The organism is Bacteroides acidifaciens (genome assembly GCF_024623065.1).
Classification (GTDB): domain Bacteria; phylum Bacteroidota; class Bacteroidia; order Bacteroidales; family Bacteroidaceae; genus Bacteroides; species Bacteroides acidifaciens.
Map to the genome: position 1 here is coordinate 1 of NZ_JANJZR010000005.1, position 11,607 is coordinate 11,607.

Annotated in this window: 6 protein-coding genes and 1 pseudogene; 5 read left to right on the plus strand and 2 right to left on the minus strand. The window is 42.8% G+C overall.

Annotated elements, in window-relative coordinates; all coding sequences use genetic code 11:
- Positions 1–83: 83 nt before the first annotated feature.
- Positions 84–1,535: a sulfatase family protein gene (locus NSB03_RS02180; RefSeq protein ID WP_024986335.1), complete on the minus strand. Its 1,452-nt coding sequence runs from the start codon at positions 1,533–1,535 to the stop codon at positions 84–86.
- Between the two features lie 383 nt (positions 1,536–1,918).
- A complete protein-coding gene (locus NSB03_RS02185; protein ID WP_257466187.1) occupies positions 1,919–3,745 on the minus strand; it encodes an endonuclease/exonuclease/phosphatase family protein in 1,827 nt (608 codons plus the stop codon).
- Between the two features lie 323 nt (positions 3,746–4,068).
- Between NSB03_RS02185 and NSB03_RS02190 the strand changes: the two genes are divergently transcribed.
- The 5 genes and pseudogenes from NSB03_RS02190 to NSB03_RS02210 all read left to right on the plus strand — a co-directional run bounded on the left by NSB03_RS02190 (position 4,069) and on the right by NSB03_RS02210 (position 11,449).
- Positions 4,069–4,593 (plus strand): NUDIX hydrolase, encoded by a 525-nt coding sequence (locus NSB03_RS02190; RefSeq protein ID WP_024986336.1) that lies wholly within the window; start codon positions 4,069–4,071, stop codon positions 4,591–4,593.
- A 94-nt stretch (positions 4,594–4,687) separates the two neighbouring features.
- Positions 4,688–5,704: pseudogene (locus NSB03_RS02195) on the plus strand (PD-(D/E)XK nuclease domain-containing protein).
- 659 nt (positions 5,705–6,363) lie between these two features.
- A complete protein-coding gene (locus NSB03_RS02200; protein ID WP_024986339.1) occupies positions 6,364–6,657 on the plus strand; it encodes a hypothetical protein in 294 nt (97 codons plus the stop codon).
- Between the two features lie 23 nt (positions 6,658–6,680).
- The gene (locus NSB03_RS02205) at positions 6,681–9,698 is read left to right on the plus strand and encodes a tetratricopeptide repeat protein (RefSeq protein ID WP_024986340.1); all 3,018 of its coding nucleotides are present in this window, start codon (positions 6,681–6,683) and stop codon (positions 9,696–9,698) included.
- A gap of 20 nt (positions 9,699–9,718) precedes the next feature.
- The gene (locus NSB03_RS02210) at positions 9,719–11,449 is read left to right on the plus strand and encodes a TonB-dependent receptor (protein WP_024986341.1); all 1,731 of its coding nucleotides are present in this window, start codon (positions 9,719–9,721) and stop codon (positions 11,447–11,449) included.
- Positions 11,450–11,607: the final 158 nt, after the last annotated feature.

The window sequence follows — 11,607 nt, forward strand, 5'->3', positions numbered from 1 at the left end:
CATGACAAAGCCCTGGCTTGGGAAAGTCGGGGCTTTGTTTATACAAAAAAGAGGATGCATCGTTTCGACACACCCTCATTTTATCATTGCATCTTTCCAGCGGGGCGAACTTCCTTTCCCTTCCTATGCATATTACTATCCCCGCATTGCTTACGCATAACCTCAAGAGCTTGTTTCAACCGCTCTACTTCTTTAGGATAAAGACTCTTAACATCGTATCGTTCTCCAGGATCACGTCGTAAATCATAAAGCGCCCAGTCTGTATAAGCTTTCGTTCGCGGTCCAGGTGTACCGTCATCGTGAGGTAACGTACCATCATAAGTAATATAAAGATGAGGTTCGACCAATTTGAACCGTTCGTCTCGTACAGCATCCAATTGATTCTTTTGATCATAATAATAAAAATAGTTATGAGGCTTAAAACTTTTATCCCCTTGCATTAACGACAGGATATTCACACCGTCAATTTTCCGTTCTGGTAGTTGTCCGTCAACAATTGCAGTTATCGTAGGTAAAATATCAATGCCACTAGTCAACTGATTACAAATCCATCCGGCAGGAATCTGCGCCGGCCATTTCATAATACAAGGCACGCGTTGTCCACCTTCATATGTAACATGTTTTGCATCCCGCAGACCACCTGTAGAACCTGCCCTCATTCCAAAATTTATCCAAGCTCCATTATCGGATGTAAATATAACCAATGTATTTTCTTCTAAACCCGCTTCACGAACAGCTTTCAAGACTTCCCCCACACTCCAGTCCACTTCCATCATTGCATCACCAAAAAGCCCTTGTTCGCTTTTGCCTCGAAATTTATCTGAAACAGGCAACGGAACATGTACCATTGTATGAGCAAAATAAAGAAAAAAAGGCTTTTTCCGCTGTCGATGAATAAAATCAACCGCATATTTAGTATAAAGTTCCGTCAATGAGTTTTGATCATCCATGGTTTTGATATACCTTTCGATTTTATTGCCATTATAAAGAGGCAACTCCGGACGTTTCATCACCCGCTCGGTTGGCACTTCCCCAGGACGCACCAAATAGCCATAAGGCCACATATCATTCGAATAAGGTAATCCGAAATATTCATCAAACCCTCGTTGCAAAGGTAAATACTCAAACTCACTACCTAAATGCCATTTTCCCACAATTGCAGTTGTATAACCTACTTTCTTGACAATCTGTGATATAAAAATTTCATCAGGATGTACGCCAATACCAGTTTCCGGCTTAATAGCTCCATAAATACTAATCCGATTCGGATAACATCCAGTCATCAATCCAGCCCTTGAAGCAGAACTGACTGAAGAAGGACTGTAAAATTGAGTAAAACGGACACCCTCAAAAGAAAGATGATCAATATTGGGGGTGCTATACCCCTGTGCACCTGTAACAGTCAAATCACCATATCCCATATCATCCATATTAATCAGAATAATATTGGGACGTTTTATAGAAGGCTTATGTACCTTCTCCCCTCCCATCGCAACAAGCGGCGAGAGAGCCATTGAAATAAGCAGTTTATACATATCACATTTCTTTTTACTATTTTATACAAAAATAGACGGTTTTCCCGTAAACAAATGGCAAATATTGAGTTAGTTCCATAAATACAAAACGAATGAACGTACACTTATATACCTATTTATCAAGCAAATAAATAAAAAAGACAATGCATTTATATATAAACTTGTCTATTACTTTTTCTCTCACTATTATCATTAAGACTACAATTTCTCTAGCACAGTGTGTGTGTACATATTCCAAAAGAAAAGAAACCAGAATACTACATGGGACGGGAAAAATTCTAAAAGAGAAACCGATATCAATCAACAGTATCTTACATACAGAAAAGCACAAGATTAACCTCCACCGGTATCTCTTGTGCTTTTCTGTTTTATAGGATGAATGCTCAGACTGTAATATCCAATAAAACTTTTCCTTCTACATTCAGTACCTTAATCCGCAACTTATCTTTCTTCTTCTCCAGAATCATCACCGTAGCACTATCCATCTTATATCCTCCACCGATAACAACCGGATAATTATTGCCTAACTCACCTTTCGGATGAAAAGCATATTTATGAGTATGTGCATTCAAGCTAACATTGAAAGGTGCCTTCTCTAATAAATTAGTCCATAAGTCGGCACAAAGATTTTTTTCAGAATTGCCATAAAGTGGAATATGGTGAATAAGAACACGTTTCTTCGCTTTCTTGAATTCTTTGGCAGAAAGTTCTTTTTTCAGGAAATCGACCTGTTCATTACGCAATTGAGTAAAATCATTCAGACCATAATACACCCAATGAGAGTCCAGTTTGTCTTCTCCGCAGTCCAACATGACAATACGGGTATCCCCCCAGTTGAAAGAACCGTAAGTCTTGTCTCCTACATAGTCGTAATGATCGCGCAAACCAATAGAATATGCATTGCGGATTTCGTGATTACCGCGCATAAAGAAAGTCGGTATGCGGTCGCCATGAACACCTTCTGTCAGTTCGCTGATAAAAGCAGTCGCTTGATTATGATCGACAGGATCGTCTACACAGTCACCGTTGAAAACAACGAAGTCATAATCCACATTCTGTATTTGTTTGCACAGGGCACGGAAAGTTTTGGTATGCTGATGCAGGTCATTAAAAACAACGGCAGTAAAAGAATCCGTATCCGTTGCCGGAAGCGTGAACTCACTGAAAGACGACTGTGCCGTATTGCCGAACACCTTTTTATATGCCTGGTAAAGCAGCATTTCCTGTGAGCATACACGATAATAATACTTCTGACCGGGTTGCAAACCGTCTATACGTATTTTGTGCAAGTAGTTATTGCAAACCACCTGTCCGTCTACGATTGTACGCGCACGTTTCAGTTGAGTAGTGTCCGTTCCATATTCTACCCAGCAATATGCAGGGACGGTAGTTTCCCACATCACTGTAATGCCATTGCCTACCGGATTCTGCAAATAAGGTTTCGTGCGGAATATTTTGTTTGCTTCTTCGGCAGTTCGGAGTTCTACTAATATAGGGCGATGGTCGGAAGCCATAGGCTCATTCAATACCTGTGCGGATATAAGAGCGAAACCGTTTGCATTGGATTTTAATGCCGCAATATAATCTATCGTTTCCTTCGGCTCTGGAGCAGGATAAGTATGCTGTTTGGGATTGGAAAGTAACTGAAAATCCTTTTGCAGTTCTTTAATAAAGTCGGATTCCGGTTCGGCATTCATGTCTCCTGCCAGAAAAAGAGGCTTTTTATAAGGAGTAGTAAACGATTTCACAATCTTCAATGATTCCATTCGATCTTCTTCTGTCAGCGACATATGAGTGCAACAGTAAATGTAATCTTCAAATTCTGCGAGAACCAGGGCACGCTCTTCTTCTCTTCCCGGTAAAGGGATAGTTTGCAGGCGTACCGGAACTTGTCTGGTCAGTAATCCGATTCCGTATTTTCCACCATCAAAATCAATGGCAGGTGCAAAGTAGGCATGCATTTGTGTGCGCCCGGCAATTTCTCCCAACACATACTTCTGTCCGCTCCGCTTCGTCATGCTGTCCACTTCCTGTATAGCCACCACATCGGGAGAAGCGTTGTTTATCACATTCGCTATACGCTGGAAATTACAGACATCATCCATGCCGTTTGCATTCTTGATATTGTAGGTCATCAATTTTAACGTGTTCTGAGCCTGTGCTGAAAAAACAAATAGAATAGCAATAATTAATAAAAGATTCTTTTTCATGTTTCTCATTTTTTGGGGTTCATGTTAAGCGGCTCAAAGGTAGTGAAAAAACAAAAAGCTGCAAAGATCAAACAAAGATGTATGGAACAAACAATACGGATATAATAAAATACACAGTACGATGTTGGTTACTAATTCAAATAAAGCACCTTTCGTTGGAGAAAGTTTAGAAAAGTTCCAAGTAAAATAATTCAAAGAAACGTCTTCTTTAAGGGAAAAAGGAAAAACAGGCAAAAACGATACACTCATAAAGTTTGTCGTTTTTGCTTTTTTAGGTACTTTTGTAATCGAAAAGAACCAAATGCAGTATCTGCAAAAGAATTATGAAACATCCTCTCGACCAATTCCAATATTGCCCCAAATGTGGTTCCTCACATTTCGAGGTCAACAATGAAAAATCCAAGAAATGTGCCGATTGCGGCTTTGTCTATTATTTCAACCCGTCCGCCGCTACCGTGGCGCTGATTCTGAATGAAAAGAACGAGTTGCTAGTCTGCCGACGCGCCAAAGAGCCCGCCAAAGGTACGCTCGACCTTCCCGGCGGCTTTATCGACATGGACGAAACAGGAGAAGAAGGCGTAGCCCGCGAAGTATTGGAAGAAACCGGATTGAAAGTGAAGCAAGCCATTTATCAATTCTCACTTCCCAATATTTACATCTACTCCGGGTTTCCCGTACACACGCTTGATATGTTCTTTCTTTGCACCGTAGAAGATATGAGCCATTTCTCGGCAATGGATGATGTGGCGGATTCCTTCTTCCTGCCTTTATCGGAGATACGTCCGGAAGATTTCGGGTTGGACTCCGTCCGGCGGGGACTTATACGGTTTCTGAGCCAGCATAACTAACCGGAGGCTTCATTAAACTTTCGGCATGCAAATTGCGTTCTAAGCGGAAAAGGGTGTATCTTTGTAGCATTAGAATTCTAAATCTATCCTGGTCATGAGCAAGATTTACCCCATCGGAATACAGAACTTTGAGAAGATTCGCAGAGACGGATATTTCTACATCGACAAAACTGCCTTAGTCTATCAAATGGTAAAGACAGGCAGCTACTTCTTCCTAAACCGCCCGCGCCGCTTTGGGAAAAGTTTGTTGGTGTCTACGCTCGAAGCCTACTTTGAAGGTAAGCGCGAACTCTTTGAGGGACAGAAGTATGCCGTGAATTAAGAACGTGTTACGATGGGTGTCATTTCGTAGAAGATTCTGTCGGCATATATAATCCGTTCAGCGTGCTTAATACATTCTTCAAAATGAAGTTCGGTAGTTACTGGTTTGAAACCGGAACACCTACTTATCTGGTGGAATTATTAAAAGCCCATCACTATGACCTGCACTGTATGGCGCATGTAGAAACCGATGCGGACATACTGAACAGTGTCGATTCGGCTTCGACCAATCCTATTCCTGTGATTTATCAAAGTGGATATCTCACTATAAAGAAATTTGACCAGGAATTTGCTACTTATCAGTTAGGCTTTCCCAATCGCGAGGTAGAAGAAGGATTTATGAAATTTCTGTTGCCTTTCTATGCAAATACAGATAAGGTTGAATCACCTTTTCAAATTCAGAAATTCGTTCGTGAAGTACGCAGTGGCGATTATGAATCTTTCTTCCACCGCTTGCAAAGTTTCTTTGCCGATACACCCTATGAGTTAATACGCGACCAGGAATTACATTATCAGAATGTACTGTTCATCGTTTTCAAGCTTATCGGCTTCTATGTAAAGGCAGAGTACCGCACATCGCAAGGTCGTATTGACCTCGTGTTGCAAACAAACAGATAAATTCATATATGTAATGGAATTTAAACTGGAAGGCAGTGCCGAGGAAGCTCTCAGACAAATAAACGAAAAGAATTATGCGCAGCCTTTTGCAGCCGACCCTCGTAGGCTATTCAAGATAGGGATTAACTTCGGCAGTCGGACAAGGAATATTGAAAGGTGGATTGTAGAATAATACAAGAGCCGGGAAAGTGAAGTACAAGAGCTGGGAGAGTGAAGTACAAGAACGAGACAGAAGAAGTACAATACTTTAACAAATGAAGTAGACGAATCAGATAGAAGTAGCACTTAGTTTTAAATCCGGGCAGGCTCTTTCGATACCTTTTATCCCACCCAACAAAAAGTAGAGAAAGTTGCCTTCAGCTTCTCAAAAAGCTGCAAAATCAATAAATAAATTAAACACATACATCTATCCTGATATATGTCTACATAACCCACATATTGGACATATAGATTCACCGTGCTGTATATATATTGCCACCGTGCTGTACATATATAGCCACCACAATGGATATATATACCCACTAAATAGCTTGATGTCTGCGCCGTGCATGCATATATTCTATCCCCCAGCCCATACCTCTTCGAGCACCCGGCATATCGAATTCTCCCCACGGTTCAGAGATTCTGTTCTCATGGATTGACACCTTTGTTCCCGCACATCAAAGCCTCTAATCTATAATTACAGAAGAAACTGAAAGCTGAAAGCAGAGAAGTTGATGAAAAGTTGGGTTTAGCCCAAAACCTATTAAAAAGACCATTTAAGACCAAAGCACACAATCAGTCCATAATCTTAAATAATTATATTACACCACTCAAAATGAGAAGAATAGCATGACTTTCATTATCTTTGTAATCGTCATTAGTTTAATGGCCATCAAATTAGCCGCCATTAAGAATAAAGCCTGTAGTATGCAATTTTATGACCGAAAGACAGAAATAGCGATAGCCCTGACAGTCCTCAACCGATTCAACAAAACCGCCCTAATCGGAGAGGTAAAAAGAAACCCCATAAGAACAAGCATCTCCGTGTTGGGAAACGTGTTGGAAAAGAAGAGCGAAACTTTACATAAAGAATTAAATGATTATAAAATAACTTTCAAAGGATTGTCTTTGGAAGATATGTAGTACTTTTGCATAAATACCCGATTATGAAAAAAGAAATTATCAGACTCATTTGCGCGGCTATCTGCAGCGCACCCATTATAGGACTTGCCCAGACAGGTGATAAGTTCACCTCGACTGACAACCTTTATAAAGAGGGAAAAGAACTTTTCCTGGAAAAGAATTACGCTGCCGCCCTGCCGGCACTAAAGGCATTTATAAAACAAAAGCCAACAGCCAGCCTGCTTCAGGATGCGGAGTATATGCTGGTCAGTTCGGCATACGAGTTAAATGACAAGAACCGTATCGAATTGCTCCGCAAATATCTCGACCGCTATCCCGATACGCCTTACGCCAATCGAATTTATTCACTGTTGGCTTCCTGCTATTTCTACGAAGGAAAGTACAATGAAGCGATGGCGCTCTTCAATTCTACCGACCTCGACTTGCTCAGCAGCGAAGAACGTGACGACCGCACCTATCAATTGGCTACCTGCTATCTGAAAACGAACAACCTGAGAGAAGCAGCCATCTGGTTTGAGACTCTCCGCGCCAACAGCCCCAAATATGCAAAAGATTGCGATTACTACGTTTCTTATATCCGCTACACACAGAAACGCTATAACGAAGCGCTGAAAGGTTTCCTGCCGCTACAAAACGATTCGAAATACAAAGCACTCGTACCTTATTATATCGCTGAAATCTATGCACAGCTCAAAAACTATGATAAGGCACAGATTGTGGCACAGAATTATCTGTCGGCTTATCCGGACAATGAACATGCAGCGGAAATGTACCGTATCCTCGGAGATGCTTATTACCACTTCGGCCAATATCACAAAGCGGCAGAATCATTCAATGCATATTTAAATAAAGACCATTCGGCTCCCCGCCGGGATGCCCTCTATATGCTGGGACTTTCTTGCTATCAGACGAAAGTCTATTCAAAAGCAGCCGAGACACTCGGTAAAGTGACAACTACCAATGACGCGCTTACACAGAATGCCTACCTGCATATGGGGCTCTCTTATCTGCAACTGGCAGAAAAGAACAAAGCCCGCATGGCTTTCGAACAGGCGGCAGCGTCCAACGCCAATATGCAAATCAAGGAACAGGCAGCCTACAACTACGCTCTCTGCCTGCATGAGACTTCTTTCTCCGCCTTCGGTGAATCCGTTACCGCCTTCGAGAAGTTCCTGAACGAATTTCCGACTTCTCCTTATGCAGAGAAAGTCAGCAGCTATCTGGTGGAAGTTTACATGAATACCCGCAGCTACGATGCGGCTTTGAAATCAATAGACCGGATTGCCAAACCAAGCGCACAGATACTGGAAGCCAAGCAGAAGATACTGTTCCAATTAGGTACACAGTCCTTTGCGAACGCCGACTTCGAACAGGCTCTGAAATATCTGAACCAATCCATTGCCATCGGGCAATACAACCGTCAGACCAAGGCAGATGCTTACTACTGGTGTGGAGAATCTTATTATCGCCTCAACCGGATGACGGAAGCAGCGCGTGACTTCAACGCCTATCTGCAACTGACCACCCAGCCCAATAACGAAATGTATGCGCTTGCCAATTATAACCTGGGATATATCGCTTTCCACCGGAAAGACTATACGCAAGCAAACAACTACTTCCAAAAATACGTCCAACAGGAAAAAGGTGAAAACACAACGGCTTTAGCCGATGCATACAACCGTATCGGCGACTGCCGCTTGCATGTGCGCAACTTCGAGGAAGCCAAACATTATTATTCGCAAGCCGAACAGATGAATACTCCTTCCGGAGATTATTCTTTCTATCAACTGGCTCTTGTATCCGGCCTGCAGAGAGACTATACCGGCAAGATAACTTTGCTGAACCGCCTGGTGGGAAAATATCCCGCTTCTCCTTATGCCGTGAATGCGATTTACGAAAAAGGGAGGTCTTATGTATTGATGGACAATAACAATCAGGCAATCACTTCCTTCAAGGAACTGCTGAACAAATACCCCGAAAGCCCGGTCAGCCGGAAAGCTGCGACAGAAATCGGACTGCTCTATTATCAGAAAGAGGATTACGACCAAGCTATCGGAGCCTACAAGCAGGTCATCGAGAAATATCCGGGTAGTGAAGAAGCCCGTCTGGCTATGCGTGATTTAAAGTCGATTTATGTGGACTTGAACCGTATAGACGAATTTGCGGCTTTGGCAAATACCATGCCGGGACATATCCGCTTTGACGCCAACGAACAGGATTCACTGACCTATGCCGCCGCTGAAAAGATTTATATGCGAGGACGGATGGAAGAAGCCAAGACAAGTCTCAACAAATACTTGCAGACTTTCCCGGAAGGGGCTTTCAGCTTGAATGCACATTATTATCTTTGCCTGATTGGGAACGAGCAGAAAAACTATGATATGATTCTTCTCCACTCCGGCAAATTACTGGAATATCCGAACAATCCGTTTGCCGAAGAAGCCCTTATCCTGCGTGCCGAAGTGCAGTTCAACCAACAACAGACAGCAGAAGCACTGGCTAGTTATAAGATGCTGAAAGAGAAAGCAACCAACGTAGAACGTCGCCAGCTTGCTGAAACAGGGATACTCCGCTGCGCCTTCCTGTTGAGGGATGATATTGAAACCATCCATGCTGCTACCGACTTATTGGCTGAACCTAAACTCAGCCCTGAACTGAGAAATGAAGCCCTTTATTATCGCGCCAAGGCTTATGTCAAACAAAAGGCGGACAAGAAAGCAATGGACGACTTCCGCGAACTGGCAAAAGACACCCGTAATCCATACGGAGCGGAAGCAAAATATCTGGTTGCACAGTCGCTGTATGACGCGAAAGAATATGCTGCCGCGGAAAAGGAACTGCTCAACTACATAGAACAAAGCACACCGCACGCCTATTGGCTGGCACGTAGTTTCGTCCTTTTGTCCGATGTATATGCTGCTACGGGTAAGGACCTTGACGCACGCCAGTATCTATTGAGTCTGCAACAGAATTACCAGGGCAACGATGATATAGCAAGTATGATTGAAAGCAGACTCGCTAAGTTGAAAGGTGAAAATTGAGAATTAAAAAATAGAAAAGTATGAAACACTCTCTTTATATAATAGGCGGACTTGCATTGGCGATTTCCATGCCGTCCGACCTTCAAGCCCAAACTACCCAGCCCAAGGATACGACCATGAATCGTACCGTTGTTGTGGAACAAGAATATAACCCGGATATTATGGATGCTTCGAAAGTAAACGTCCTGCCCAAAGTGGAAGAACCGACGGTAAGCAAGAAAGAGGTAGAGTATGCTACGACTTTCTTTCCGGCAACTTCTGTCCCGGCGGGTCTGATGAATCCTTATACCGGAAAAGAAGTCCAGCCCGGCAGCACTCCCGGATATGTACGCGCCGGATATGGCAATTTAGGCAATCTGGATGTTCTTGCCAATTATTTATTCCGCCTCTCGGATAAAGACAAACTGAATGTACGTTTCCAGATGGACGGAATGGACGGAAAATTGACTCTTCCTTTTACAGATGGTGAGAAATGGAATGCTTTCTATTATCGCACACGTGCTAATGTGGATTACACACACCAATTCAACAAATTGGATTTGAATATTGCCGGAAACTTCGGCTTGAGCAACTTCAACTTCAAACCGGGAAGTGTAAACAGTAAGCAGAAATTCACTTCCGGTGACTTTCATGCCGGTATTCATTTTATCGACGAAACTGCACCGCTTCGTTTCAATGCCGAAACAAATCTGCTGATGTACGAACGTCAACATAATATGCTCAATGGGAATGATGCCAATACAGCTATTAAAGAAACAATCATACGCACCAAAGGCGATGTCACGGGAGCTATCGGTGACCAGCAATCGGTGACTATCGCTCTGGAAATGAATAATCTCTTGTATAGCGGATATCCAAAGGATGTCTCTACCGGAGACGAGTATTTCAAGAACTATACGACGCTTCTCCTGAATCCATATTATGAGTTGGACAACGACGACTGGAAACTGCACGTCGGCGCCAACGTAGACCTGTCTTTTGGGTTCGACAAGTCCTTCCGTGTCTCGCCGGATATTACTGCACAATATATCTTTTCCGACAGCTATGTGGTTTACGCAAAAGCGACGGGCGGCAAGCAACTGAATGATTTCCGCAGACTGGAGAATATCTGTCCTTATGCAGACTCTTATATACCGGCATTATCAGAAGCGAGCACCATCCTCAGTCGTACCTTCGACACTTACGAACAAGTCAACGCCAGCATCGGATTCAAGGCAAGTCCCTATACCGGGGTTTGGTTTCACCTGTTCGGAGGATATCAGAATCTGAAGAATGATTTAATGTATAGCAGCCAAGACCTAAGCATCTCCGGCACCGGTCCAATAGGCAACACACTTGCTTTCCAACAGGAAAACACCAGCAATGTATATGCAGGTGGTGAATTTACCTACGACTATAAAGACATTCTTTCTGTTGCAGCCCGCTATACTTATCGCAACTGGAGCAGTAGCCGAGATGAATATCTGCTCAACATAAAGCCCGAGAATGAAGTTTCCGTATCTCTGGGCCTTCAGCCAGTTTCCGCTCTCCGGGTCAACATCGGCTACGATTATATCGGACGCAAGCAAGAAGCGGTGTCTTTTCCTATGTCGGACGTGAACGACTTATATATCGGAGCCAGCTACAATGTATTCAAAGGAGTATCGGTCTATGCACAGGTACACAATCTGCTGAACAAGAAGTATCAATACTACATAGGTTATCCTGCCCAGGGATTCAATTTCTTGGGAGGATTGAGCTTCCGGTTCTAAAAAAATAAAGGGATAACCCAACAGGCTGCCACACGAATTCTTTCTGAATCATTTTTCAAGATTTTACTAAAAAACATTAGATTCTCCTTATATTATAAGGTAGGGAGAATCTTTTTTTCTACTTTTGTCCCCGAATATTGTGGTACAAGCCATTATAA

Coding starts and splice junctions, on each gene's coding strand:
- NSB03_RS02185 (WP_257466187.1), bottom strand. CDS start 3,745: ATGAAAAAGAATCTTTTATTAATTATTGCTATTCTATTTGTTTTTTCA.
- NSB03_RS02200 (WP_024986339.1), top strand. CDS start 6,364: ATGACTTTCATTATCTTTGTAATCGTCATTAGTTTAATGGCCATCAAA.
- NSB03_RS02180 (WP_024986335.1), bottom strand. CDS start 1,535: ATGTATAAACTGCTTATTTCAATGGCTCTCTCGCCGCTTGTTGCGATG.
- NSB03_RS02210 (WP_024986341.1), top strand. CDS start 9,719: ATGAAACACTCTCTTTATATAATAGGCGGACTTGCATTGGCGATTTCC.
- NSB03_RS02205 (WP_024986340.1), top strand. CDS start 6,681: ATGAAAAAAGAAATTATCAGACTCATTTGCGCGGCTATCTGCAGCGCA.
- NSB03_RS02190 (WP_024986336.1), top strand. CDS start 4,069: ATGAAACATCCTCTCGACCAATTCCAATATTGCCCCAAATGTGGTTCC.